Annotated in this window: 26 protein-coding genes and 1 tRNA gene; 10 read left to right on the plus strand and 17 right to left on the minus strand. The window is 69.5% G+C overall.

The genetic code is table 11. The features are described 5' to 3' along the window. Nucleotides 1-27 precede the first annotated feature (27 nt). Both BN1193_RS05100 and BN1193_RS17845 read left to right on the plus strand, forming a co-directional pair. Nucleotides 28-750 carry a 5' nucleotidase, NT5C type gene (locus tag BN1193_RS05100; RefSeq protein WP_052460439.1) on the plus strand — a complete coding sequence of 241 codons (723 nt, stop codon included), beginning with the start codon at nucleotides 28-30 and terminating at the stop codon, nucleotides 748-750. Continuing rightward, nucleotides 747-1,454, plus strand: a complete 708-nt coding sequence (locus tag BN1193_RS17845) for a dATP/dGTP diphosphohydrolase domain-containing protein (protein WP_040164428.1) — start codon at nucleotides 747-749, stop codon at nucleotides 1,452-1,454. The genes BN1193_RS05100 and BN1193_RS17845 overlap by 4 nt, the downstream gene beginning before the upstream one ends. A 29-nt stretch (nucleotides 1,455-1,483) precedes the next feature. On the opposite strand, the gene BN1193_RS05105 is transcribed toward BN1193_RS17845, so the two are convergent. After that, nucleotides 1,484-1,567 (minus strand) — tRNA-Leu (locus BN1193_RS05105). Between the two features lie 101 nt (nucleotides 1,568-1,668). Here BN1193_RS05105 and BN1193_RS05110 point away from each other — a divergent pair. Beyond that, a complete protein-coding gene (locus tag BN1193_RS05110; RefSeq protein ID WP_040164429.1) occupies nucleotides 1,669-2,289 on the plus strand; it encodes an ANTAR domain-containing response regulator in 621 nt (206 codons plus the stop codon). Nucleotides 2,290-2,359: 70 nt separating this feature from the next. Here BN1193_RS05110 and BN1193_RS05115 read toward each other — a convergent pair whose 3' ends face one another. After that, nucleotides 2,360-2,776, minus strand: a complete 417-nt coding sequence (locus BN1193_RS05115) for a hotdog fold thioesterase (protein ID WP_040164430.1) — start codon at nucleotides 2,774-2,776, stop codon at nucleotides 2,360-2,362. 45 nt (nucleotides 2,777-2,821) lie between these two features. On the opposite strand from BN1193_RS05115, the gene polA reads away from it, so the two are divergent. Beyond that, entirely contained in the window at nucleotides 2,822-5,452 is a 2,631-nt protein-coding gene (gene polA / locus BN1193_RS05120) for a DNA polymerase I (RefSeq protein ID WP_040164431.1), read from the plus strand. Between the two features lie 75 nt (nucleotides 5,453-5,527). Beyond that, a complete protein-coding gene (locus BN1193_RS05125; RefSeq protein ID WP_040164432.1) occupies nucleotides 5,528-7,201 on the plus strand; it encodes a DUF885 domain-containing protein in 1,674 nt (557 codons plus the stop codon). Nucleotides 7,202-7,297: 96 nt separating this feature from the next. On the opposite strand, the gene BN1193_RS17850 is transcribed toward BN1193_RS05125, so the two are convergent. The 3 genes from BN1193_RS17850 to BN1193_RS05140 all read right to left on the minus strand — a co-directional run bounded on the left by BN1193_RS17850 (nucleotide 7,298) and on the right by BN1193_RS05140 (nucleotide 9,282). Further along, nucleotides 7,298-7,531 carry a hypothetical protein gene (locus BN1193_RS17850; protein ID WP_141396625.1) on the minus strand — a complete coding sequence of 78 codons (234 nt, stop codon included), beginning with the start codon at nucleotides 7,529-7,531 and terminating at the stop codon, nucleotides 7,298-7,300. 338 nt (nucleotides 7,532-7,869) lie between these two features. After that, complete coding sequence (locus tag BN1193_RS05135) at nucleotides 7,870-8,949, minus strand: hypothetical protein (protein ID WP_040164434.1); 1,080 nt, start codon at nucleotides 8,947-8,949, stop codon at nucleotides 7,870-7,872. A gap of 54 nt (nucleotides 8,950-9,003) precedes the next feature. After that, complete coding sequence (locus tag BN1193_RS05140) at nucleotides 9,004-9,282, minus strand: hypothetical protein (RefSeq protein WP_141396626.1); 279 nt, start codon at nucleotides 9,280-9,282, stop codon at nucleotides 9,004-9,006. A gap of 366 nt (nucleotides 9,283-9,648) precedes the next feature. On the opposite strand from BN1193_RS05140, the gene BN1193_RS05145 reads away from it, so the two are divergent. Together BN1193_RS05145 and BN1193_RS05150 are read left to right on the plus strand one after the other, a co-directional pair. Further along, entirely contained in the window at nucleotides 9,649-11,004 is a 1,356-nt protein-coding gene (locus BN1193_RS05145; protein ID WP_040164436.1) for an MFS transporter, read from the plus strand. Nucleotides 11,005-11,030: 26 nt separating this feature from the next. After that, nucleotides 11,031-11,792, plus strand: coding sequence for an SGNH/GDSL hydrolase family protein (locus BN1193_RS05150; protein ID WP_195907804.1), 762 nt, complete (start codon nucleotides 11,031-11,033; stop codon nucleotides 11,790-11,792). Between the two features lie 88 nt (nucleotides 11,793-11,880). Here BN1193_RS05150 and BN1193_RS05155 read toward each other — a convergent pair whose 3' ends face one another. The 5 genes from BN1193_RS05155 to BN1193_RS05175 form a co-directional block, all read right to left on the minus strand. Further along, nucleotides 11,881-12,243 carry a hypothetical protein gene (locus BN1193_RS05155; protein ID WP_040164437.1) on the minus strand — a complete coding sequence of 121 codons (363 nt, stop codon included), beginning with the start codon at nucleotides 12,241-12,243 and terminating at the stop codon, nucleotides 11,881-11,883. Nucleotides 12,244-12,247: 4 nt separating this feature from the next. Continuing rightward, nucleotides 12,248-12,847, minus strand: a complete 600-nt coding sequence (locus BN1193_RS05160) for a TetR/AcrR family transcriptional regulator (protein WP_052460440.1) — start codon at nucleotides 12,845-12,847, stop codon at nucleotides 12,248-12,250. A 63-nt stretch (nucleotides 12,848-12,910) separates the two neighbouring features. Further along, nucleotides 12,911-13,261 carry a DsrE family protein gene (locus tag BN1193_RS05165; protein WP_052460441.1) on the minus strand — a complete coding sequence of 117 codons (351 nt, stop codon included), beginning with the start codon at nucleotides 13,259-13,261 and terminating at the stop codon, nucleotides 12,911-12,913. Next, the gene (locus BN1193_RS05170; protein WP_052460442.1) at nucleotides 13,258-14,256 is read right to left on the minus strand and encodes an HAD family hydrolase; all 999 of its coding nucleotides are present in this window, start codon (nucleotides 14,254-14,256) and stop codon (nucleotides 13,258-13,260) included. Before BN1193_RS05170 ends, BN1193_RS05165 begins: the two co-directional genes overlap by 4 nt. A gap of 11 nt (nucleotides 14,257-14,267) precedes the next feature. Then, the gene (locus BN1193_RS05175) at nucleotides 14,268-16,148 is read right to left on the minus strand and encodes a DEAD/DEAH box helicase (RefSeq protein ID WP_040164438.1); all 1,881 of its coding nucleotides are present in this window, start codon (nucleotides 16,146-16,148) and stop codon (nucleotides 14,268-14,270) included. A 135-nt stretch (nucleotides 16,149-16,283) separates the two neighbouring features. Here BN1193_RS05175 and BN1193_RS05180 point away from each other — a divergent pair, with 135 nt between their 5' ends. Then, nucleotides 16,284-16,877, plus strand: a complete 594-nt coding sequence (locus tag BN1193_RS05180) for a 2'-5' RNA ligase family protein (RefSeq protein WP_040164439.1) — start codon at nucleotides 16,284-16,286, stop codon at nucleotides 16,875-16,877. A gap of 6 nt (nucleotides 16,878-16,883) precedes the next feature. On the opposite strand, the gene BN1193_RS05185 is transcribed toward BN1193_RS05180, so the two are convergent. From BN1193_RS05185 to BN1193_RS05195, 3 genes are all read right to left on the minus strand, one after another. Next, nucleotides 16,884-17,756 carry an AraC family transcriptional regulator gene (locus BN1193_RS05185; protein WP_040164440.1) on the minus strand — a complete coding sequence of 291 codons (873 nt, stop codon included), beginning with the start codon at nucleotides 17,754-17,756 and terminating at the stop codon, nucleotides 16,884-16,886. Nucleotides 17,757-17,830: 74 nt separating this feature from the next. Next, complete coding sequence (locus BN1193_RS05190) at nucleotides 17,831-18,232, minus strand: VOC family protein (RefSeq protein ID WP_040164441.1); 402 nt, start codon at nucleotides 18,230-18,232, stop codon at nucleotides 17,831-17,833. Between the two features lie 29 nt (nucleotides 18,233-18,261). After that, the gene (locus BN1193_RS05195; protein ID WP_040164442.1) at nucleotides 18,262-18,903 is read right to left on the minus strand and encodes an HAD family hydrolase; all 642 of its coding nucleotides are present in this window, start codon (nucleotides 18,901-18,903) and stop codon (nucleotides 18,262-18,264) included. 67 nt (nucleotides 18,904-18,970) lie between these two features. On the opposite strand from BN1193_RS05195, the gene BN1193_RS05200 reads away from it, so the two are divergent. Continuing rightward, a complete protein-coding gene (locus tag BN1193_RS05200; RefSeq protein ID WP_040164443.1) occupies nucleotides 18,971-19,597 on the plus strand; it encodes a hypothetical protein in 627 nt (208 codons plus the stop codon). Between the two features lie 20 nt (nucleotides 19,598-19,617). Here BN1193_RS05200 and BN1193_RS05205 read toward each other — a convergent pair whose 3' ends face one another. After that, the gene (locus BN1193_RS05205) at nucleotides 19,618-20,952 is read right to left on the minus strand and encodes a D-alanyl-D-alanine carboxypeptidase family protein (RefSeq protein ID WP_230206411.1); all 1,335 of its coding nucleotides are present in this window, start codon (nucleotides 20,950-20,952) and stop codon (nucleotides 19,618-19,620) included. Nucleotides 20,953-21,022: 70 nt separating this feature from the next. Continuing rightward, nucleotides 21,023-21,499, minus strand: coding sequence for an HIT family protein (locus BN1193_RS05210; RefSeq protein WP_094770280.1), 477 nt, complete (start codon nucleotides 21,497-21,499; stop codon nucleotides 21,023-21,025). 40 nt (nucleotides 21,500-21,539) lie between these two features. Here BN1193_RS05210 and BN1193_RS05215 point away from each other — a divergent pair, with 40 nt between their 5' ends. Continuing rightward, on the plus strand, nucleotides 21,540-21,890 hold the full coding sequence (locus tag BN1193_RS05215; protein WP_040164445.1) for a hypothetical protein: 351 nt from the start codon (nucleotides 21,540-21,542) through the stop codon (nucleotides 21,888-21,890). Between the two features lie 34 nt (nucleotides 21,891-21,924). Here the strand turns inward: BN1193_RS05215 and BN1193_RS05220 are convergent, their stop codons facing one another. Next, nucleotides 21,925-22,626: a VOC family protein gene (locus BN1193_RS05220; RefSeq protein ID WP_040164446.1), complete on the minus strand. Its 702-nt coding sequence runs from the start codon at nucleotides 22,624-22,626 to the stop codon at nucleotides 21,925-21,927. Between the two features lie 93 nt (nucleotides 22,627-22,719). Next, on the minus strand, nucleotides 22,720-23,277 hold the full coding sequence (locus tag BN1193_RS05225; protein ID WP_052460444.1) for a GNAT family N-acetyltransferase: 558 nt from the start codon (nucleotides 23,275-23,277) through the stop codon (nucleotides 22,720-22,722). Nucleotides 23,278-23,551 lie beyond the last annotated feature (274 nt).

Genomic DNA, 23,551 nt, shown 5'->3' on the forward strand with positions numbered 1-23,551 from the left:
AGACGCGGGTAACGCGCATAGGGCGGTATGACCATCCATGAGAAGATCGCTCGCCTGCGTGCGGCGGTCGCTGACTTCACCCGCCTCCTCGGACGAAAGCCCGTCCTGCTGCTGGACGCCGACGGCGTCATCTACCAGTGGGATGACGCGTTCCCTGCCTACTTCCACGGGCACTACTCCCACCTGCACGTCTTCGAGGGGGAGTTCAACGCGTTCGACCTCACCGAGGGCCTGAGCCCCGAGGCTGCCGCCGCGGTGACGAAGACGATGCACGACATGGACTATAGCGAGCTCGTCGCGTATGAAGCCGCCATCGCCGTCGTCCCGGTCCTCATCGAGGTCGGCTTCGACGTCGCCATCGCCACCTCCCACATGCCGGAGAACGTCTACTCGGCGTCCGCCAAGCAGTACACGCTCACGAGGGACTTCGGGGACCTGCTGGCCAAGCGGGTCCTCATCACCCAGGACAAGACCCGCCTCATCGGCGACTGGCTCCTGGACGACAAGCCCAGCACCGTCGGTCAGACCGACGTACCGCCGGTCTGGGAGCACGTGTACTTCACCCAGCGCTACAACCAGGACCTCCCGGGCGCGCGGCTGGTTTGGGAGACGAGCTTCGATGACCTGTACGACCTCGTGTCCGCGAAGACTGCTGCGTTCGCCAGCACGACCGCCCCGGAGCCGGAGCTGTTCCCGAACACCGGCACCCCCACATACCCGTGGATGACCGCTGAGGAGCCGACCGCGTGAGCATCGACAACACCGAAGTCCGAGTCACCGGCGCATCCGGTGCGTCCAAGGGGCAGAAGGACGCCCGCTTCGACCTCATCCCGCCCGAGCCGCTGCGCCAGCTCGCTGTCCACTACGGCCGTGGCGCGCGCAAGTACAACCCCATACCCAACGCCTATGGTGACGGCCCGGCCATCGACAACTGGCGCCTGGGGTACAACTACTCGTCCAGCCTCGCCGCCCTCCACCGCCACCTGAACGCATGGTCGGGCGGGGAGAACGTCGATGAGGAGACCGGCTCGAACCACCTCATCGCCGTCGCCTGGCACGCGCTCACCCTCGTGCCGGGATTCGCTGACGCGTACGATTACGGGCAGGCCCGGATTCTCACCCCGCCCGGCGCGGCTGTCACCGCGGTCGCAGATCTGGTCGCGGCGTTCGGCGGAAACTGCCGACCGCCCAAGCCGCCGGCCCGCTCGCCCCTCTCTCTGAGGAGTGAGCAACACCCTGCGGGTCAGCTGGGTCGTGGGGCTCTGCATGTGCTGAGCTCACCCCCAAAACCTGTTGGCCTTCCAGCTCCGCCGACGGGGAGGTCTGCCGCTGGATGGGCGGTCTTCTGCGCTCTCGACGCCCTAGACGGGGCGCGGCGACATCACAATCTGTGGGGACGTCGTTGGGACGAGCCCAACCCAACATGTGCCCCCTCCGATCCCAGTGCTGTCTGAAGGACTCGGGGGTTCGATGACGGGTTTCGTGGTGCCGGTGGTGGGACTCGAACCCACACGTCTTTCGACAAAGCATTTTGAGTGCTCCGCGTCTGCCATTCCGCCACACCGGCAAGCTGTGCGACGTGTCGACTTTATCGCACCGCGGGGGCCGCTCCCGCCGGATCGCGGCGCGTGGGGCTGGGGGAATCACCGCGTGCCCTAGGATTGAGCGGTGACCGATCAGGATCAGACCGAGACTCCCAGCGCTCCGGCGCCCCGCCGTGTGGTCGTCGCAGAAGACGAGTCGCTCATCCGCCTGGACATCGTGGAGATCCTCCGCGACAACGGCTACGACGTCGTCGGCGAGGCCGGCGATGGCGAGACCGCCGTCCAGCTCGCGACGGAGCTGCGGCCCGATCTCGTCATCATGGACGTGAAGATGCCCCAGATGGACGGCATCACCGCGGCCGAGAAGCTGAGCAAGAACCACGTCGCGCCCGTCGTGCTGCTGACCGCGTTCAGCCAGAAGGAGCTGGTCGAGCGCGCCAGCGAGGCCGGCGCTCTGGCGTACGTGGTCAAGCCCTTCACGCCGAACGACCTGCTGCCGGCGATCGAGATCGCGCTGGCCCGCTACGAGCAGATCATCACGCTCGAGGCCGAGGTCGCCGACATGGTCGAGCGCTTCGAGACCCGCAAGCTCGTCGACCGGGCCAAGGGCCTGCTGAACGAGAAGATGGGTCTGTCCGAGCCGGAGGCCTTCCGCTGGATCCAGAAGGCCTCGATGGACCGTCGCCTGACGATGCAGGATGTCGCCAAGGCGATCATCGAGCAGCTCGCGCCCAAGAAGGCGTAAACCCCAGACAGAACGCCGAGGGCGTCCGGATCCCCGAGGGAACCGGACGCCCTCGGCGTTCGGCAACCGGTCAGCGCACGTCGCGCAGCATGTTCGTGATGCGGATGGTCGAGTTGCGGCGTCCACGGTCGTCGGTGATCACGATCTCGTGCACAGCCAGGGAGCGACTGACGTGGATCGGGGTGCAGACGCCCGTGACGGTTCCGCTCGTGACCGAGGCGGTGTGCGTGGCGTTGATGTCGATGCCGACCGCGTACCGGCCGGGACCGGCGAGCAGCGTGGCGTGCACGGAACCGAGCGACTCGCCGAGCACGACGTACGCACCCCCGTGCACGAGTCCGAACGGCTGAGTGTTGCCCTCGACCGGCATCGTGCCGACGGCCCGTTCACGCGTGAACTCGACGATCTCGATGCCCATCTTCTCGGCGAGCGCACCCATGCCGTGCTGCTGGATCAGATCCATCGCCGCGTTCTCGTCGTCCGTCATCCTGCTCCGATCGCTCGTGTCCGTCCGGCTCGTTAGGCTGGAACGGTGACGGACTCCGAAAAGCCTACCCTTCTGGTCGTCGACGGCCACTCGCTCGCGTTCCGGGCGTTCTTCGCCCTTCCGGTCGAGAATTTCACGACCAAGGACGGCCAGCACACCAACGCGGTGTACGGCTTCCTGTCGATGTTCGTGAACCTGCTGAAGAACGAAAAGCCCACGCACCTCGCGGTCGCCTTCGACCTGTCCCGGAAGTCGTTCCGCACCGAGGAGTACGCCGAGTACAAGGGCACGCGTGCGGAGACGCCGAAGGAGTTCTCCGGGCAGATCCCCCTGCTGCAGGAAGCGCTCGGCGCGATGAACATCACGGTCCTCACGAAGGAGAACTTCGAGGCGGACGACATCCTCGCGACCCTCGCGGGCCAGGGTGCGGCGGAGGGCTACAACGTCCTCGTCGTCTCCGGCGACCGCGACTCGATCCAGCTCGTCAACGACGACGTCACCCTGCTCTACCCGTCCGTGCAGGGCGTGTCCCAGCTCAAGCGCTACGACCCGGCGACGGTGCAGGAGCGCTACGGCGTCCCGCCGCACCAGTATCCGGAGATCGCCGCGCTCGTCGGCGAGACGAGCGACAACCTGCCCGGCGTGCCCAAGGTCGGCGAGAAGACCGCCGTGAAGTGGCTGAACCTCTACGGCTCCCTCGATGAGGTGCTGGCCAAGGCGGACGAGATCAAGGGCGTCGTCGGCAACAACCTGCGCGAGCACATCGAGGACGTGCGCCGCAACCGACGTCTGAATCGCCTCGTCACCGACGTCGAGCTCGATGTCACGCCGGCGGACCTCGCGGTGCAGCCGATCGACGCGCAGGCGGTCCGCGACGTCTTCGCGCGTCTGGAATTCCGCACGCTCCTGCCGCGCGTGTTCGAGGCCACCGGCACGGACGGTGCCGAGGACCAGGGCCACGTCGAGGTGACGATTCCCGCCCCGAAGCAGGTCAGCGCCGCGGATGCGGTCACCTGGCTCAACGCCCAGGCCGATGTACCGGTCGGCGTCACGGTGACCGTGCAGGACGGACTGCCGGCTCGCCTCGGCTTCGCGAACGCGTCCGACGTGCTGGAGCTGGACTGGACCGACGACGCTGAGCTGAGGGCCTGGCTCGCCTCCGACGCGCCCAAGACGCTACACGATGCGAAGCCTCAGGTGAAGGCCGTCCGGCGTGCCGGGGGAGACCTCGCCGGCCTCGTGTTCGACACGAACCTCGCCGGCTGGCTGGTGCGTCCGGCGTACCCGGACAAGACCCTCGCCGATCTCGTCGATCGCTACCTGGACGAGAGACTCCCGGTCGCTGACCCGTCCCAGCTCGTCCCGGAGACGGAGGGCGCGACGCCCGGCCAGCTGTCCTGGTTCACGCTGCGCGCCGCCGCGGCGATCCGCGAGGCGATGCCGGAGGGCCTCGTGTCGGTGCTCGAGAACATCGAACTGCCGACGCTGTCGGCTCTGGCCGACATGGAACTCGCCGGCGTCGCCGTTTCGCACGAGAAGCTGTCCGGCTTCTCCGCCGAGCTCGGTGCACGCGCGGAGGGCGTCGCGCAGGAGGCGTACGCGTCCATCGACCGCGAGGTCAACCTCGGCTCGCCCAAGCAGCTGCAAGAGGTGCTCTTCGAGCAGCTCGAACTGCCGAAGACGCGCAAGACCAAGACCGGCTACTCCACGGACGCCGCAGCGCTGGCCGATCTGCAGGAGTCCAACCCGCACCCGTTCCTCGACCTGCTCTCGCAGCACCGCGAGGCGACGAAGCTGCGGCAGATCATCGAGTCGCTGGACGTCGCGATCAAGCCGGACCACCGCATCCACACCACCTACGTCCAGACCGGCAGCCAGACCGGACGCCTGTCCAGCACCGACCCGAACCTGCAGAACATCCCGGTCCGCACGGAGGAGAGCCGACGCATCCGCGCGGCGTTCGAGGTGGGCGAGGGCTACGAGACGCTGCTGACCGCGGACTACTCGCAGATCGAGATGCGCATCATGGCGCACCTGTCGGAGGACCCGGGGCTCATCGAGGCGTTCCGCACAGGTGAGGACCTGCACCGCTACGTCGGTGCGCACGTGTTCGGAGTGACCCCGGACGAGGTCACCGCAGCGATGCGCACCAAGGTCAAGGCCATGTCGTACGGCCTGGTCTACGGTCTGTCCGCGTTCGGTCTGTCCAAGCAGCTGCGTATCGAGCAGTCCGAGGCCAAGCAGCTCATGCTGGACTACTTCGCCCGCTTCGGCGCCGTGCGCGACTACCTGCGCGAGTCGGTGACGAAGGCCAAGGTGGACGGCTACACGGAGACGATCTTCGGTCGTCGTCGCCCGTTCCCGGACCTGTCCAGCCCGAACCGCGTGCTGCGCGAGAACGCCGAGCGCGCCGCCCTGAACGCTCCGATCCAGGGGTCCGCGGCGGACATCATGAAGATCGCTCTGTTCCACATCCACCGCGACCTGCGCGCAGCGGACATGCGCTCGCGCGTGCTGCTGCAGATCCACGACGAACTCGTTGTCGAGGTGGCGCCGGGGGAGTGGGACGAGACCGAGCGCATCGTCCGAGAGCGCATGGGCGACGCCGCCGACCTCACCGTCCCACTGGACGTGCAGGTCGGACGGGGCGCGAACTGGGACGAGGCCGCGCACTGAGCGGCATCCGTCGGACACACGGAGGGGTGCCGTGCCCACCGGGCGCCGGCGCCCCTCGGCGTCTAAGCTGGAGGGATGACTGAATCCCGTACCCCCACCGAGATCGACGCTGTCGCGGAGACTTGGGTGGACTCCGTCGCCAAGCGCTCCCCGATGACCGCGACCTACATCGGTCGTGCTGAGTACAACGGCCGGCTCGACGACTTCAGCCCCGCCGGCACCGAGGCGGCGCTGGAGGAGACCCGCCGCACGCGCGCCTCCCTGGCAGCCCTCGAGCCGGTCGACGACGTTGACCGCGTCACGAAGACGGACCTGCTCGCCGAGCTCGACCTCGACCTCGAGCTCCACGAGGCCGGCTGGCACCTGCGCGACGTCAACGTGATCGCTTCGCCGACGCAGAGCGTCCGCGAGGCCTTCGACCTCATGCCGACCGACACCGTGGCGGACTGGGGCGTGATCGCGGAGCGTCTGGGCAACGTGTCCGGCGCTCTGTCCGGCTATGTCCAGACGTTGCGCGAAGGCATCGATCGTGGCGTGACCCCCGCACGCCGCCAGATCGTCGAAGTGCTCGGTCAGATCGACCGCATCAAGGCGGACAACGGCTTCTTCGCCACGTTCGCCGCCGAAGCGGCCCCGGCCGAGGGCGGGCTGCCGGCCTCCCTGGCGCGTGAGCTGCACGACAACGCCAACGCCGCGCGCGTGGCCTACCGCGAACTCAGCGACTTCATGAAGGCCGAGCTGCTGCCCGCCGGCACCGAGCAGGACGCTGTCGGACGCGACCTCTACCAGCTGCTCTCGCGACGCTTCCTGGGCGCCACGATCGATCTGGACGAGACGTACGAGTGGGGCAAGGAGGAGCTCGCGCGGATGGCCGCGGAGCAGGCGGCGATCGCCGAGGAGATCCTTCCCGGGTCCACCGTCGAGCAGGCCGTCGCCTATCTCGATGAGCAGGGCGCGCACACGCTGCACGGCACGGACGAGTTGCGCGAGTGGATGCAGCGCACGTCCGACCACGCCATCGTGGAGCTGGGAAAGAGCCACTTCGACATTCCGGAGGAGATCCGCGCGCTGGAGTGCATGATCGCCCCGACGCAGGAAGGCGGCATCTACTACACCGGTCCGACCGACGACTTCTCCCGTCCGGGCCGCATGTGGTGGTCGGTTCCGGAGGGCGTGGAGACGTTCGACACCTGGCGTGAACTCACCACGGTCTACCACGAGGGCGTTCCGGGCCACCACCTGCAGATCGCGCAGAGCGTGTACAACCGGGCCGAGCTGAACTCGTGGCGTCGGCTGCTGGCCGGCACGTCCGGGCACGCTGAGGGCTGGGCGCTGTACGCCGAGCGCCTGATGGAGCAGCTCGGGTATCTGGCGGACCCCGCCGACCGTCTCGGCATGCTGGACGGGCAGCGCCTCCGTGCCGTCCGCGTCGTGCTCGACATCGGCGTGCACCTCGGCAAGCCCCGCCTGGACGGCGAGGGTGTCTGGGATGCGGACTACGCGCTGGAGAAGATGCGCGAGAACGTGAACATGCCGGACGAGTTCCGCAAGTTCGAGACGAACCGCTACCTCGGCTGGCCGGGCCAGGCGCCGTCCTACAAGGTCGGTCAGCGCATCTGGGAGCAGACCCGCGATGCCGTCGCCGCGGCGGAGGGCACGAACTTCTCGATCAAGGCGTTCCACAAGCGCGCGCTGGACCTCGGTGGCGTCGGTCTGGACACCCTTCGCAGCGCCCTGCTGCCGCGCTGAGGCGCGCTCCGTGGGGCGGACCTGATTCACGGTCCGCCTCACCGACCTTTCTGATCACCGTCCGGCAGCACCGCTGCGCGGACGCCGGCGGCGCGATCAGCTCACGGTGAACCAGAGCGTCGCGACGAGGCTGTCTCCGCGATGCAGCGCGAGGGCCCAGCACCCCGGCTGATTCAGCGGAAGGCCCAGGCCCCACTCGTCACCTGGCCGGCCGTAGGTGCTTTCGGTGTGGGGCACAGGACCCCAGGCGAGTTGTCGCTCGACGCCTTTGGGATCAACGAGGCGAGGATCGAGATCGCCCGATCCGGTGACGCGGACGACGAGTTTCACCTCGTTCTCGTCGGCTCTGAGGGCTGTGGGTGAGGTGCCCTGGAACTCTCCGTATGCGGAGTCACCCTCATGAGCCGGAGTTCCCCGGACCTCCTCACCCGAACTCGGCGACGGCGGATCGCAGCGATCCGCCCCGAGGGCGCCGAATTGACCACTCGACGGCGTCGCCGCCGGAGGCTCCGCCGTGCATCCGGCCAGGAGACCCGCCACGACCAACACCCCGGCGCAGGACCACGAACGCCTCGACATCATCGTCGCTCCCGCCTTCCGCCGAACGGTTGGGCTGATCGTAGTGCGCGCCGCGACCGTGGTGCGCAGCCGTACCGGCTCAGTGAGCTCTAGGTGGGAGTCGGGACGGGATCGTGCATCGTCGGCGGGTGCAGCACCATCGCGCGCGCCGTGTCCTTCTCGAGGTTCGTCGGAAAGAGCTGGGCCGAGAACTTCCCACGAGGATCCTCCTTCGCCCGCGGGATCGCGATGGCCGAGGCGTCGATGACGTCCGTGAGGATTCGGGTCTCGGCCTCCGACAGCGAGAGGGCCTCATGATCGCGCAGGACCACCGGAGCTCGCAGCCGATCGTCATCGCCCAGTACGAGCACCAGCGTTCGCGGAACGCCCTCCCACGGCGGGGCCGAGCGCAGCAGTGCGGTCGTCACCTGATCCCAACCGACCTCGCGTCCCCGCACACGCACCCGTCGTCGTTCGACATGGACCTCGACCTGTGGGGCCCGCAGCCGGAGGACGATGAAGATCACCGCCGCGAAGACCAGCAGCCCCAGGAAGAGCGGTGCCGGTAGCGGCCCGCCGGTCTTCGGCAGGAAGGTCGGCAGCTGCACAGCCAACAGGGCGAGGACGGTCCAGAGCGGCATGGCCGCCGCGGCGTCGCTGCGGGCGGCTCGCGGGCCGAGGGGACGCCACCCGTCGGCGGCGGTCGCGCGGGTGTCCTCCGGGTGTCTGCTGTCCTCGGGCCGCGGCGTCATTCCCTGCTGCGCACGGCGAACGTCCCGGAGCATCCCGATGCCGCCACCCGCGTAGGCCACCGCCACCAGGACGATGAGGACGGACGTCGACCACTCGCCCCGCGCCTCGCGCAGGGACCACGCCGCAAGGCCGAGGAGGACGGGAGCGACGAGCACCAACAGGTACGCGAGCACACGCATGTTCCGCATCATGCGCTCGCCCTTCGTCCGCGTCGGAATCCGCGGCGGCCAGAAATCCTCCGCCCACGACCGCCGACGGGACCACAGCAGGCCGATGGCCATCCCGATCGTGGCGCCGGTGAGGACGATCGCGGCGATCAGCGACCAGCGCGGGTCCGGCATCACGACGCCCGCGGCGATTCCGCCGACGACGCTCAGCACCATCAGCCCGATGCCGGCGACGCGCGGTGTCAGTCCGCTCCCCGGTCCGCTCCCCACAGGTCATACATAGTGCTCGAGTGCGGCGCCGTCAATGCCGTCCCTGCGTCGCGCTCACCCGGTCACCGCGACGAAGACTCGATCATCGAACATCCCCGGCCGGATCGCGAGGACGCCGTCGGCCGCGGTGTCTGCGGGGGCCACCAGCACGAGGTTCCCGTTCGCCGTGCCGCCCGTGTAGAGCGTGCTCGTGGTGTCCAGTGCCGGTTCGGGCGTGACCGGATACGTGGATTGGGTGGTCTCGCCCGTTGCGGTGACGTACTCGACCGTCACGAGCGCCGGCAGCCGAACCTTCGGTCTTGACGTCGGCGGTGCCTTCGGCAGCTGTGCCATCGGCGGTGGGCGCACCCCCGCAGCCGGCGAGGGATGCAGCACCCGCGAGCAGAACCAGGAGGGCGATCGTGCGAACAGACATGATGACTCCTTTCGCGCAGGGCTGCGGCGGCCGGGACCGGTGCGGCGCTCGGGCGGAGTCCCGCGTGCAGGCAGGATCACCCCGCCGGCGCGCACCCGTCCGCACGGATACCGAGAAACCGGGTGATCGGGCCTGTTGAACCGTGAATGCGACGTCAGGATCACGCGACAGAGCGCGGAGTTCGGTATCGGGCCACCGCCAGTGCGGCACCCGGATCGGCGCAACCGGACGACACGTGCGGACTCATGTCTCGCGATGGGCCCCCGCGTCGATACGCTGATCGAATGACCTCAGCCCCTCCGCAGGTGTCCCTTTCGCAGCGCCTGGATCGGCTCCCGTTCACGCGGGCGCACGCACGCATCCTCACCGGCTCCGGTCTCGGCTGGGCGCTGGACGCGATGGATGTCGGACTGATCTCGTTCATCATCGCCGCGCTCGGAGTGCAGTGGCACCTCACCACCGGGCAGGCGGGACTGATCACGTCGATCGGCTTCGTCGGCATGGCTGTGGGCGCCACGCTCGGCGGGCTCCTCGCGGACCGCTTCGGTCGACGCCAGGTGTTCGCGCTGACGCTGCTCATCTACGGCATCGCGACCGGCGCCAGTGCGCTCGTCGGGGGACTGGCCGCGCTGCTCGTGCTGCGATTCCTCGTCGGACTCGGTCTCGGCTCGGAACTGCCCGTCGCGTCCACCTACGTCAGCGAGTTCGCGCCCGCACGCATCCGCGGTCGGCTCATCGTCCTTCTGGAAGCCTTTTGGGCGGTCGGTTGGACGGCCGCCGCACTGATCGGATTCCTCGTCATTCCGGCGAGCCCCGACGGATGGCGCTGGGCGTTCGCGATCGGTGCGATCCCGGCCGTCTACGCCCTGATCGTGCGGTGGGGGCTTCCGGAGTCCCCGCGGTGGTTGGCTTCGCGCGGTCGTGATGCCGAGGCGGAGCGCATCGTCGCCACGATGGAGGAGTCGGCCGGCGTGCGGGACACGGACCTCCCGGTCGCCACGGCTGCCGCACCCGACGAGCCCGCCGCGGCGCTCACCGTGCGCGAGCGTCTGGCGGCCCTCTGGTCGCGGGAATTCGCCGGACGGACAGCGGCCCTGTGGACGGTCTGGTTCTGCGTGAACTTCTCCTACTACGGCGCCTTCATCTGGATCCCGACGCTGCTGGTCGCGCAGGGCTACCCGCTGGCGAAGTCGTTCGGGTTCACGCTGCTGATCACCCTCGCGCAGCTGCCGGGGTACGCGGTGTCCGCCTGGCTGATCGAGGTGTGGGGCCGGCGCATCACGCTGTCGGTGTTCCTCGTCGGTTCCGGCGTCGCCGCCGTGCTGTTCGGGACGGCGTCCGGGCCGGCCGCGATCATCGTGACGGGCATGCTGCTGTCCTTCTTCAACCTCGGTGCGTGGGGCGCGCTGTACGCGGTGTCCCCGGAGACGTATCCGACCTCGCTGCGCGGCACCGGATCCGGATGGGCCGCCGGCGTCGGGCGCATCGCCTCGATCATCGCGCCGCTCCTGGTGCCGATTCTGCTGGGCTGGGGTGGGACGACGCTGCTGTTCATCGTCTTCGCGGCGTTCTTCGCGATCGCCGCCGCCGCGACCTGGGGGCTGGTGGAGCAGCGTGGACGCGCCCTCGATGATCGGTGACCGCGACGCGGGCGTAGGGTTGTCCGGTGACGGATGTGCGTTTTGTGGCGATCGGCGATTCCTTCACCGAGGGCGTCGGTGATGAACTCGAGGACGGCCGAACCCGGGGGTGGGCGGACCTCACCGCCCTGGGCTGGGCCCGTTCCCTGGGCACGCCGATCCAGTACGCGAACCTCGCGATCCGAGGAAAGCTCGCCTGGCCGGTCGTCGCGGAGCAGCTGGAGCCCGCGCTCGCGCTGAAACCGACGCACCTGTCCTTCAACGGCGGCGGCAACGACATGCTCCGTCCCCGCACGGAGATCGAGCACATCGCGGACGCGTTCTCCCGCGTTCTGCGGCGGTGCGATGAGGAGGGCGTGACGCTGCTGCTGCTCTCCGGCGCAAATCCGTCCGCCGGACTTCCGTTGGCGAAGCTCATCCAGCGCCGCGGGGACGAGCTCTCCGACGCCGTGCTCCGCCGTGTCGAGGACCGACCGGACGTCGTGCGTGCCCTGAACTGGCCGGATCGGGAACTCGCCCGACCGGGCTACTGGGCGCAGGACCGTCTGCACATGAACGCTCGCGGCCATCACCGTGTGGCGGCGCGCGTGCTGGAGGCGCTGGGGGAGAGCGTGCCGGAGGGATGGTGGTCGTTGCCGGAGAACGACAGCTCGGACCGGCTGGACGGCCTGGCGTACTACCGCGCGCACGTGGTGCCGTGGGTCAAGCGTCGGGTGACGCGAACCTCCTCCGGTGATGGCCGCAAGCCGAAGTTCGGTGACTGGGTCACCATCGAACCGGGGGAGTAAGCGGCGCTTCACCGGCATCCCCGCTGAGGGTGATCCGCGCCCGGGAACGGCGAAGCCCCGGCACGCGGCCGGGGCTTCGCGGTGTCCGTCAGTGCCAGGTGGTGGCGATCACGATGTTCGCGATCGTGAGCACCATCAGGGTGGGCAGGACCCACGATGCCAACTTGTCCTTCTTCTTGTTCATGAAGGAGATGACGAAGATGACGATCAGCAGGAGCAGCTTCACGCTGATCTTGATGTTGTTCGGCGGGTGGCCCAGCGGGTAGTCCATGCCGACGAGGATGATTCCGGTGGCGAGCATCGTCCACGCGCCGTGGAAGATCGCCGGAACGATCTTCGTGGTGCCGGTCTTCATGGCCTTCATCTGCGTGAGCATGCCGCCGAGGAGGCTGGCCACACCGATGATGTGAAGTGCGAGGACGACGTTCTTGATGACTTCGAGAGCGTCCATGTCCTCAGTTTAGCGACAGTGTGTCGGAATCCCTATTCCCGAAGCCGGACAGCAGCAGGTGCGCTGCGCGATCAGCGGTGGCGACCGGATCCGCCCCAGCGGTGACCTGCGCCATCGCCGCACCGAGGAGGCCGTGCACCAGCGGCGCGTGGGCGCGCGGATCGTCGACCAGGTCCGCCAGCAGGTCCTGCAGAGGATCATCCAGCGCCGCGTGCAGCGCGGCGATGTCGTCGTGGGATTTGGGGGACAGGCGCACCCCGCGCAGCGTCGTGGCGAGGCCGTGGCGTCCGTCGGCGGTCAGACGCAGGGTGGTGCGCACGTAGGCGCGGAGTCGATCCGGGCCGGACGCCACCGCGGAGACGTCTCGTTCCAGCTCGTCCGCCCACTGTTCGAAGGCTTCGCGGGCCAGCGCCACGAGGAGATCGTCCTTGGACGGGAAGTACTCGTAGAACGTGGACCGCGCCAGTCCGGCCTGTTTGGTCACCGCCGCCGGCGATACGGCTTCGACGCCTCCGGTGAGCAGGATCTCCTCCGCCGCCTGCAGCAGCGCGGCGTGCTGCGCCTCGCGGTGCTCGGCGACCGTCGGTGCGGAGATCTTCGGCATGACGACGATTATCGCGTGAACTCGGCCTTCCTGGGCGGAAGCTGTGAGAAGAACCCCGCGCCGTCACGAGGAGCGGACGTAGGCCCAGCCCTCCCACTGGCGCTGGACGAGGTGAGCGATGCCCGCGGGGACGGGGACGAAACCCTCCGCGAGGTCGTCCTCGTCGACGTCGTTGGCGCGCATCGCATTCCGACACACCAGGACACGCACGCCGGGCATGTCGTCCCGCCGTGCCGCGAGTGTCACGGCGGCCGGCGCGCCGCGGGTGAGACCGCTGACCGCCGCACCCTGCACGACGATCTCCACTGGAACGTCGTCGCCGACGACGACGAGCAGGTTCTTCGCATGCTGCCACGCGGACAGCACCAGCGCCGGATCGTCACCCTGCGCCTGGATCACCACGGCACGCGTCATACGCCTTCCGATCCGTCGTCTTCGTCATCGTCGGCGAGCACGAGGTCCGTCAGGCGACGGATCCGATACCCCGGGTGTTCGGCGACGGCATCGTCCGGGTCGAACAGGATGGTCGTCATGCCCACAGCGTCCGCTCCGGCGATGTCGTTCGCAACGCTGTCGCCGACCATCACGGCGGCGGACGCGGCGACGCCCAGCCGGTCCAGCACGGCCCGGAACGCCATCGGATGCGGTTTGCCGCGCTCCAGATCCGATGAGCAGACCACGGCGTCGAAGCCCGCCTCCAAGCCGGTCCGCCGGAGCTTGCGGTGCTGCTGATCGGCGTCACCGTTCGTCAGCAGGGCGACGTGCAATCCCGCCTCGGAGAGCACCCGCAGGGTTTCCGCCGCATCGGGGAACGCCCGCCAGCCCGCTTCGTAGCGGATCAGGTAGCCGTCGAAGATGCGATCAGCCTCGGCATCGTCGACGTCGACGCCGAGGAAATCCCGCACCCGACCCCGCCGCTGCTCCGCGAACGTGACCTCGCGCGCCTGCCATCGGCGGTAGTGCCGCCCGGGCACCCCCGGCCCGCCCCCCCGACCCGTAGGGCCGCGGGGCGCCGGGCCCGGCGGCCCACCGGTCCGCCCCCTTATACACTTCCGCGCAGCCCGGGTTCCCGCCGCATGGGGGACCGCCCGCCAGCCCGCTTCGTAGCGGATCAGGTAGCCGTCGAAGATGCGATCAGCCTCGGCATCGTCGACGTCGACGCCGAGGAAACCCCCCCCCCGCCCCCGCCGCTGCTCCGCGAACGTGACCTCGCGCGCCTGCCATCGGCGGTAGTGCCGCTCGGACACCGCAGCCCAGCGCGCCGAGACGTTCGCGCCGCGGTCGCCGTGCTCGGCCGCCCACGCGATCACGGCGGTGCGGGCAGCCGAGCGCTGGTCGACGAGGGTGTCGTCGAGGTCGAACACCACGGCCGCCGCACGCGACAGGGCGGGGTGCAGGCGCGCGCTCACAGCGAGTGAGGTCAGTCGCGGTCGTCGCGGCGGTGCCGAGGCTTGCGCGCCGGTCCGTCGTCACGGCGCGGACGGTCGTCGCGACGGTAGCCGTCGTCGTGACGGGGCCGATCATCGCGACGGTATCCGTCATCGCGCCGCGGACGAGAGTCGTCCTGGTCGCGGTTGCGCCGGTTCGGCACGCCGCGGTCCGGCTTGATCTCGATCAGTCGTCCGGAGATGCGGGTGTCGTGCAGGCGGTCCAGGACGTCCTGGGACAGATTCGCCGGCAGCTCGACGATGGAGAAGTCAGGTTTGATCGCGATCGCGCCGAAGTCGTCCCGACGCAGTCCGCCCTCGTTCGCGAGCGCGCCGACGATCTGCCGCGGCTCGACGCGGTGACGGCGACCGACCTCGATGCGGTACGGGGCGAGTCCGGCCGAGCTGCGCTCACGACGCGGCTTGCGCTCGCCGTCGCCCGAAGCGGCATCGCGGGTCTTGCGCTTGCCGCGGTCCAGACGAGACAGTTCCTCCTGGAACTGACGGTCCTCGTTCTCGTCGAGCAGCAGCGGGGTCTCGCCCTGCGCGACGATCGCGAGCGCGGCCGCCACGTCCACCTCGGGAACGTTGTGGTGGCGCACGTAGTGATCGATGATGTCGCGGAACCGCTCGACGCGAGAGGTCTCCGACAGGGCGGCGGTGATCGAATCGTCGAAGCGCGCCAGCCGCGTGGAGTTGATGTCCTCCGTGGCGGGCAGCTGCATCTCGGTCGGCGCCTGTCGCGTCGCCCGCTCGATGTGGGCGAGCAGGTAGCGCTCGCGCGGCGTGACGAAGCTGATCGCGTCGCCGGAACGTCCCGCGCGGCCGGTGCGACCGATGCGGTGCACGTACGACTCGGTGTCGGTCGGAATGTCGTAGTTGACGACGTGGCTGATCCGCTCGACGTCCAGGCCGCGGGCGGCGACATCCGTGGCGACGAGGATGTCGAGCTTGCCGGCCTTGAGCTGGTTGACGGTCTTCTCGCGCTGCGCCTGGGCGACATCGCCGCTGATGGCGGCCGCCGCATAACCGCGGGCGCGGAGCTTCTCGGCCAGCTGCTCGGTCTCGTTCTTGGTCCGGACGAAGATGATCATCGCCTCGAAGTTCTCGACCTCGAGGATGCGGGTGAGGACGTCGACCTTCCGCTGCCAGGAGGTGACGAGGTACCGCTGCGTGATGTTCGCGTTCGTCGTGGTCTTGGCCGCAACGGTGATCTCACGCGGCTCGTGCAGGTGCTTCTGCGCGATACGACGGATCTGCGGCGGCATCGTGGCGGAGAACAGGGCGACCTGCTTCGTGTCCGGCGTCTCGGCGAGGATCGTCTCGACGTCCTCGGCGAAGCCCATCTTGAGCATCTCGTCCGCCTCGTCCAGGACGAGGTACTTGAGGTCGGACAGGTCGAGAGTGCCCTTGTCCAAGTGGTCCATGATCCGACCCGGGGTGCCGACCACGATCTGCACGCCGCGGCGGAGGGCGGACAACTGCACGCCGTACCCCTGGCCGCCGTAGACGGGAAGCACGTGCACGTGCTTCATCCGGGCGGCGTAGGACTCGAAGGCCTCGGAGACCTGGAGCGCGAGCTCACGGGTCGGCGCGAGGACGAGGGCCTGCGGGGTCTTGGCGGACGTGTCCAGACGCTGCAGCACGGGAAGTGCGAACGCGGCGGTCTTGCCGGTTCCGGTCTGGGCCATACCGACGACGTCGTGGCCCTCGAGGAGCTCCGGAATCGTCGCGGCCTGGATCTGGGACGGACGCTCGTAGCCGAGGTCACGGATGGCGGCCAGCACCGGCCCGTCGATCCCGAGATCCGCGAATGTGGGTCCCGTCTCGGTGTCGGGTTCGGTCTCGGGCGTGGGGGTTTCGGTGTCGCTCACCCGTCAACGGTACCCGTCCTGAGCCTCCCGCGTCGGCGCGAGTGTTTCCGAACCGCGTCGGCGCGTCGGCGTGTGGGTGCCACAACGTCGCCATCGGGCGTGGAATGCTCGGACGAACAGACAGGGGAGGCGCTCATGACCCGGGAACCGATCGTCGCCGACAGGGCTTGGCAGCAGGACCTGCGCAGCGCGCAGGCGCTCGTGCTTCGGCCCGGTGGAGCCTTCCTGGCGGCCTTCACCGAAGCTCAGGCCGCGGCCCGCGCGGCCATCGGAGACCGCGCTCGGTACCCCGGGTGCCACGTCACGATCGCGAACTTGGCGGCGGGGAACCGGCTCATCGATCTGGAGACGCGCGCCCGGTTCTGGGCCGCTCGCACGGCGCCGTTGCGCGTGGTCGGTACGGCTGTGGAGACGTTCCCGGACCCTTTCCGGGTGCTGCACCTGCAGATCCAGAGCGCGCCGGCGCTGCGCCAGGCGATGTCGGCCGCGCGCGGAGCGGTCAAGGCCGCCCAGCTCACCGACAGTGCCGTGGTGCCGGTGGAGGAGTGGACCTTCCACGCGTCCATCGCCTACGGCGACGGCATTCCGGCCGACGAGTGGGAGCAGCTCACCGCCCCCCTGCGTGCGACGCTGGCGACCCCGGCCGTCGCTGACGTGGACGATGCCGAGTTCGTCTGGTTCGACGAGTCCGGCGAGCGCTCCCTGGCGCTGCCCCTCGGCGGTCTCTGACGCCGCTCAGCCCGCGCTCGGCTCCACGGGTAGCCACAGCTCCGTCGTCGCGGTGCTGAAGTCGGCAGCCCGCTCCAGGACCGCCACGATCGAGGGTCCGGGACGCAGCCGCCAGGGGTTGGACGGAAACCAGTCGGTCGCCGTCGCCGCCCACGTGTCCTGCAGCGCGCCCGGGTAGGCGCCCGCGGTGCGGAACACCGCCCAGGTTCCAGGTTCGACGTCGATGTGGTCCAGCTCGGCCGGTACGGCGGTGTCGGCCGCGATCGCCACGCCGTGCAGGTAGGTGAGGCCGGAGCCCTCCCGGTAGTCCGGGTCGACGTCGGCACTCACCTGCAGCAGGCCGTGCGGCTCGGTCGACGACAGCGCCTTCAGGTGCGCGTGCGCCTCGGGCGGAATCCGGGCGATCAGGTCCTGGATCTGCGGGTTGGCGCCGCGGTGGACGAGGGCGACGCGGGCGGAGTGTCCGACCAAGCGGAAGCCGGGTCGATCGGTGATGCGCGTGTGCATGGGGGTGGTCCCTTCGACGCTCAGGCGGAACCTGAGCTGCGGTTGTGTGCGGAGGGGGCCGCCGTTTTCGCGCGCTGCGGCCGGAACGATGCCGTGCACCGCGCGGAACGCGCGCCCGAACGCCTCGGTCGAGCCATAGCCATACCGGACGGCGATGGTCAGCAGATCGCCCTCGCCACGGATCACCTCGGCCGCAGCCAGGGTCATCCGCCGCCGACGGACGTAGTCCGACAGCGGCATCCCGGCGAGCGAGGAGAACATGCGCCGCAGGTGGTACTCGGTGGTGCCGAGTTCACGGGCGAGGTGGGTCACGTCGGGGGCGTCGGGCCGGGACTCGATGAGCTCCACGAGCCGGTTCAGAGCTGCGATCACGTTGGCCTCCTCCTGGTGCTCTCCAGCATTCCGACTCGCCCGCTCCGTCGCCTGATCGTTCCGGACCGGTTTGATCAGGTGGTTCCGGGTTCCTTGCAGACCGCCTCGATGTTGTTCCCGTCCGGATCGCGGAAGAACGCGCAGTACGCCCGGTATTCGGGCCAGAGGCGAGGCGCATGCCGGGACTCCGCGCCCGCGGCGACGGCTGCGGCGTGGAACGCGTCGACGGCGGCGCGGTCCGGTGCCGTGAACGCGAGGTGGACGCGTCGGGTGGCCTTGTCCGGTGAAGTGGCGCGCTCCACGCAGAAGGAGGGCGTGTCCACGTCCCGGCGCCAGTACTCCACGCCGGTGTCCGTGCGGAAGCCGGGGACGATGTCGAGCACCGTCAAGGCGGCTGAGAAGATGCGCTCGGAGGCCTCGTAGTCCGATGCGTAGAGGACGGTGTGGTGGATCAGCGGGGAGTCGCGCTCTGCCATTCCGGCAGGCTACGCGCCCGCGATGGCACTCACCAGGACAGCGCCACCCCGTCCGGCGTCACGTCGACATCCACACCGGACAGGTCCGACACCGTCCAGGTCGCGTCCTCGAGCGCCTCCGCGTCATGGGAGGTCGCGACGCCGAGAACGCGGGCACCCGCGGTCAGCCCCGCGCGGATCCCGGCCGGGGCGTCTTCGATGACGAGGCACGCCGCCGGGTCGACGCCGAGGAGCGCGGCGGCACGGAGATAGCCCTGCGGGTCCGGCTTTCCCACGGTCACATCGTCGGCGGTCACCATCACGGGCGGCACCGGGAGCCCCGCGGCGCCGAGTCGTGCGGTCATGAGCTCGCGATTGCCGGACGTGACGGCAGCCCAGCGCTGCGCCGGCAGGAGGTCCAGGAGTCGGACGGTCCCGGGGAGGGGGATGACTCCGTCCAGGTCGGCCAGCTCGGCCGCGTCCAGGAAGGCCAACGCCTCCGTGCGCTGCGCCGGCGGAAGGAAGTCGGCGATGGTGTCCTCCGCTCGCCGTCCGTGTGAGACCGCCACGAGGGTGTCGAAGTCGACACCGTACTCGTCGCAGAACACGCGCCACGTCCGCTCCACGGCGGGGGTGGAATCCACAAGCGTGCCATCGATGTCGAACAGGAGTGCCCCCACGGTGATCCGCATGCCACCACGCTACGGATGACCGCGTGTGGGCGCGAATCGGAGGAGGACGTCACGCTATGGTGCAGCTATGAGACTGCCCGTTCTGCCGATCGCCCTCGTCGTCGGTGCCGTCAGCCTGCTCGCGGGTTGTGCCACGCCGACCGCTCTCGCGGCTGCCCCCGAACCGACGGTGACGGCGTCTGCGATGCAGGCCGCGGCAGCCCCGACGGCGTCAGCGGAGGAACCCACGACGTCCGAGGCGATCACGAACGTCCTCGCTGCGGATGAACCGGCGCAGCAGCAGGTGGACACGTGGCTCGCGACCGCACCGGCACCGCCCGGCGCGGTGCGCTTGGAGGCGGCGCCGGCCGTCGCCTTCGGCAGCTACACCGGGTGGCCGTGCCAGCCGACCGCGTCCGCGGTGGCGTTCTGGTCGCTCTCGGGGGTCGACATGCGCGAGACGGTGACATGGTTGCAGGAGCACACGCCGGACGGCCTCGTCACGTGGGGTGGCCTCCCGCCCGAGAACGGTGTGGAGTACAGCGCCGCGAGCGTGACCTACTCGCCGGGGCGGGACTCCATGGACGGAATCGTGTACACCGTGCTGCCGCACGACGACGGCGTGCTCCTCCGTGCCGAGATCGGTGCGGTCCCGGACTGGGCCGACTGCACCGCACCGGAAGGCAGCGTCTGGGGCCCGCCCGGAATGGGTTGAGCTGCCCCCGCCGAGCGCACTCAGCCGAGCTGGTCGGGGTGGGTCAGACGCCAGGCCGCGTCCGGCGGACGGATATCGCCCCGCACGACGACGTCGGAGCTCACCGTGTTCGGCCCCGCCGTCCAGGTGATGGAACCGACGACTTCGCCGTCGCGGAATTCCGTCGGGGGACTGGTGTTCATTTCGACCGTGATCGGTGTGTCCGACCAGACGAGAATCGAACTCTCGTCGCGGATGACGAGGTCCGCCTCGGAACCCCAGGGCGTGGTGACATGGCCCACGTTGCGGCCTGCGGATGACAGCGGAACCGTCTGGAACCCGCTCTGGATGCTCTCCAAGAAGCGTTGCACGGCCGCGTCCAGGGACGTCCGTGTGGCACCGCCGAGGGTTACGCCGATCGCGGTGACGGGGGTGCCGGGGGTCACCTCGAACGCCGCCGTGTACAGCAGGTTGTAGGTCCCCAGGCCGAGATTGCCGGTCTTGAGGCCGGTGATGCCGTCGACTCCGAGCATGTCGTTGGTGTTGGACACACTGAGGCCGGTGGAGAGGACGACGGTCTGGGACCCGGCGATCGACGCGATGGTCTCGTCGGCGGCCGCGAGGCGCGCCAGCGTCATCATGTCGCGCGGCGTGCTGGTGTTCTCCGCGTTGATGCCGGTCGGCTCCACGATGGTCGTGGAGGACAGCCCGTGAGCGCTGAGCCAGTCGGCCGTCGCGCTCCGGAATCCGCTCTGCGAGCCGAACGCCCAGTTGGCGAACGCTTCGGCGTAGTTGCTCGCTGACGGGAGCAGCAGGGCCGCGAGGACGTCGCGCTCGGTCAGCGAGCTGCCTTCCGGCATCTCCATGATGGTGGCGCCGAGAAGGTAGTACTTGTCGTACAGATCCGCGTCCGCTTTGGAGAACGTGATGGTCGGGCCGGAGTCCGACGGACCGGACAGCGGATGGGCGTCGAGCACGACCATCGCCGTGATGAGCTTGCTGATGCTCGCGATCGGACGCCGCTCATCCAAGCCGGCGTTCCAGACGGCCGGGCCGCCCCAGTACGCGTCGGCGCCTTCGATCTCCAGCGCGTAGATTCCGTCCGTCGGCGCGAGCACCGTGACCGGGTCCGCCGCCAGTGCCGGCGGGGTGGCGACGGTGGTCGTCGGCTTGACGACGGGCGCCGTCAGGCACCAGGCGACATACCCGCCGGCACCGAGGACGAGCAGCAGGACCAGAGAACCGGCGACGATCCACGCGATGCGGGCACCGCGGCGCGGCGCGGACGGCGTGCCGCCCGCATCCGGGCCGTCGTCCGGGCGCAGCAGGTCACCGAAGTCCGTCAGCGGGTCCGACCGCTCCATCTCTGCCGCCACCCCGTGCCCCCTTGTCGTCACCTTTGTCTACCAGCGGCCGGCCGGGAAGGCCAGCGCGGAGTGGGGAGCGTCATACCTCGGCCTGCGCTCGCCAGGCATGCTGCACACCCGCGAGCGTGTCGGCGAGGTCCGCAGGGGAGGGGAACAGCGGCCCGTCGGCGATGTCGACGTTGCGCAGCGGATCATCGGTGGAGTGCTGGGGGAGGAGGTGGCAGTGCAGGTGCGGCATGCGGTGGCCCATCACCAGGTAATCGATCTTCCTCGGCGCGAACTGTGCGGCGATGGTGCGTCCGGTCCGTTGGACGTCGGCCCAGAACGCGGTGAGCGTCCGCGCGTCGAGGTCCGCGAGATCGGTCATGTGATCGCGGAGGATGACGACGCAATAGCCCGCGTGCGCCTGATTTCGCACCAACCGGACGTGGACAGTGGCCGTCGTGGCGACCAGGAGACTGTGCTCATTCTCGGGAAGGTGGGCATCCGCGCACATGCCGCAGCCCGCGCGCCGCTGCCGCCGCATCCACTCGTCGTCGCTCCACCATCCCCGCATGCCTTGAATCTACGGGGCCACCACACCCTAGAATGACGCCATGACGCAACTGACGGCGGCGGCGCAGCCGGACGCGACGACGCGGCGAGGCGGTCTCCGGATCCGGCGCGGCTTCCTGCTCCTGCTGGGTCTCGTGGTGATTCCGCTCGCGATCGCGCTGATCACCCTGCCGCACGGAACGCCCACGGACGAGGAATACGTGCGGATGGTGTTCGGAACGGTGGCGGGCTACACGGTGATGGCGTTCAGCGCAGTCATCGCCCTCGCCGACGCGGTGATCCGACGGCAACGGATCGTGCTCTACGCGATCGTGGCCGTCCTGGTGCTCGGCATGGTCTTCCCGTTGCTCGGTGCACAGGTGGACGACCTGTTGCGGTTCCTCGGTTCCTGACGGGACGCAAGCGCCGATCCGTTCGTCCCGCCGCTCACTCTGCGTCCGTCGAGGCGCCGATGGCGCAGATCACGCCGCGATTGCCCTCCGCATCCGCGAGCACCGTCAGTCGTGGTGATTCGCTGTCGTCGACGATCGTGCCGCCCCCGGCGACGGCGTCCGCGATGCGCTGGGCCACCACCTCCGGCGCCACGTACACCTCGACGTGGAACCGCTGCGCCGAGATCTCCGACTCGTCGTCGAACCACAGGTTCGGTACGCGCACGGTGGCGTCACGGATCTCGTCGCCGGGGGTTCCGCGACCTCGTGCGGCTGCGTCTCCGGTGAGCAGTGCCGCCCACATCGGCGAGATGGCGGAGGCGTCGGCGGTGTCGAGACCGATCTCGACCTCGGACACCGACGCCGGCTCCGCCACCAACTGCCGGTCCCGGGCGATCGTCGAGATGATCCGGGCCAGGTCGACGTCCTGCTGGGTCACCCATTCGACCACGTACTCCGTGCCGTCTTCCGTGCGATAGACAGCGTCGGGGGAGACGACTTCAAGATCCACCCAGTGATCGCCGACGGTGAGTCTGGGGGAGTGCCCGTGAGTCTCGACCGCGTCGGCGATGGCGGACGCGAAGTCCGCGCCGGCGCGGAAGTCCGCCGTCAGAAACCGCGCGTGCAGCCCCTGGGCGAGCATGCGCCAGTCAGCCAGACCGGCCGCCGCCACCTCATCGTTGCGCATCATGTCCATGGGGCCAGAAGTTATCAGCCCAGGTCGGAGCGGGAAAGGGGGCGGACCGCAGGGCCGCCGGACCTCGCCCTGATCGACGACACCGTGCGGTGATCAGGCCCCCAGGCGGTACTCGAAACGCCGAACCGCGGTCTGGACCGTCCCGGTCTTTCGTTGCCCGGGTGAGCCGCCGACCAGCACTGTGCCGCATTCCGCGAATCCGAAGCGCTCGTAGTAGGCGCACAGGGCGTCGTTGGACGCCACACAGTCCAGGCGCAGCGCCTCGCGGCCCTCCGCGCGGGCGCGTCCGAACGCCCAATCGATCAGGCGGCGGCCGAGACCGAGTCCGTGCGTGCGCACGGCGAGGCGGTGCAGGTAAAGGGCGGAGCCCGGCCGATCGGACCAGGCCGGATCGGCGTCGTCGACCGTGACCGTGGCCAAAGCTCGGCCCGCGTGGAACGCCAGCCAGGTCTCGTCGGCCTCGATGGCAGGGGAGAGGGACTCCGCGTTGAAGTGGTCGGGCCACTGGCGGACCTCACGCCCACGGAGCCACGCCGCCGCATCGTCCAGGATCCCCCGCACGGTATCGAGTTCCGTCGTCCGTGCGCGTCGGATCGTCCAACCGTCCACGGTCGTACCGAGGAAGTCGTCCGGCCCGTGCGCCTGCGCCATAGGCCGAGTCTCGCACCCCGGGCGGTGGGGCGGAGAGCCAGGCGAATCCCGCACCAGGCGCTACGGGATTCGCATGCTCCCTGTCCTCCGCACGGCAAGTGCCAGCGACGGCGCGGTGATCGGCATCGTCGTCCGACCTTTCGAGGAGTGGCCGACGAGTCTGTGTACGCGGTCGGGGCATCGCGGAATCCAGAGGGCGTCCCGCCCGGTGCCGGCTGCCGTCGGAACCGAGGCCCGCCTATCGCTTCACTGCCGGGCGCGGCGCGCGACGGGC

The organism is Microbacterium gorillae (assembly GCF_000826185.2).
Taxonomy (GTDB): Bacteria; Actinomycetota; Actinomycetes; order Actinomycetales; family Microbacteriaceae; genus Microbacterium; species Microbacterium gorillae.

Excerpts from the sequence above, each read along its gene's own strand:
- BN1193_RS05180 (WP_040164439.1), top strand. The coding sequence starts at position 16,284 with ATGACCCGGGAACCGATCGTCGCCGACAGGGCTTGGCAGCAGGACCTG.
- BN1193_RS05225 (WP_052460444.1), bottom strand. The coding sequence starts at position 23,277 with ATGGCGCAGGCGCACGGGCCGGACGACTTCCTCGGTACGACCGTGGAC.
- BN1193_RS05100 (WP_052460439.1), top strand. The coding sequence starts at position 28 with ATGACCATCCATGAGAAGATCGCTCGCCTGCGTGCGGCGGTCGCTGAC.
- BN1193_RS05215 (WP_040164445.1), top strand. The coding sequence starts at position 21,540 with ATGACGCAACTGACGGCGGCGGCGCAGCCGGACGCGACGACGCGGCGA.
- BN1193_RS05160 (WP_052460440.1), bottom strand. The coding sequence starts at position 12,847 with ATGCCGAAGATCTCCGCACCGACGGTCGCCGAGCACCGCGAGGCGCAG.
- BN1193_RS05115 (WP_040164430.1), bottom strand. The coding sequence starts at position 2,776 with ATGACGGACGACGAGAACGCGGCGATGGATCTGATCCAGCAGCACGGC.
- BN1193_RS05155 (WP_040164437.1), bottom strand. The coding sequence starts at position 12,243 with ATGGACGCTCTCGAAGTCATCAAGAACGTCGTCCTCGCACTTCACATC.
- BN1193_RS05210 (WP_094770280.1), bottom strand. The coding sequence starts at position 21,499 with ATGCGGGGATGGTGGAGCGACGACGAGTGGATGCGGCGGCAGCGGCGC.
- BN1193_RS05200 (WP_040164443.1), top strand. The coding sequence starts at position 18,971 with ATGAGACTGCCCGTTCTGCCGATCGCCCTCGTCGTCGGTGCCGTCAGC.
- BN1193_RS05195 (WP_040164442.1), bottom strand. The coding sequence starts at position 18,903 with ATGCGGATCACCGTGGGGGCACTCCTGTTCGACATCGATGGCACGCTT.
- BN1193_RS05140 (WP_141396626.1), bottom strand. The coding sequence starts at position 9,282 with ATGGCACAGCTGCCGAAGGCACCGCCGACGTCAAGACCGAAGGTTCGG.
- BN1193_RS05125 (WP_040164432.1), top strand. The coding sequence starts at position 5,528 with ATGACTGAATCCCGTACCCCCACCGAGATCGACGCTGTCGCGGAGACT.
- BN1193_RS05165 (WP_052460441.1), bottom strand. The coding sequence starts at position 13,261 with ATGACGCGTGCCGTGGTGATCCAGGCGCAGGGTGACGATCCGGCGCTG.
- BN1193_RS05190 (WP_040164441.1), bottom strand. The coding sequence starts at position 18,232 with ATGGCAGAGCGCGACTCCCCGCTGATCCACCACACCGTCCTCTACGCA.
- BN1193_RS05220 (WP_040164446.1), bottom strand. The coding sequence starts at position 22,626 with ATGGACATGATGCGCAACGATGAGGTGGCGGCGGCCGGTCTGGCTGAC.
- BN1193_RS05145 (WP_040164436.1), top strand. The coding sequence starts at position 9,649 with ATGACCTCAGCCCCTCCGCAGGTGTCCCTTTCGCAGCGCCTGGATCGG.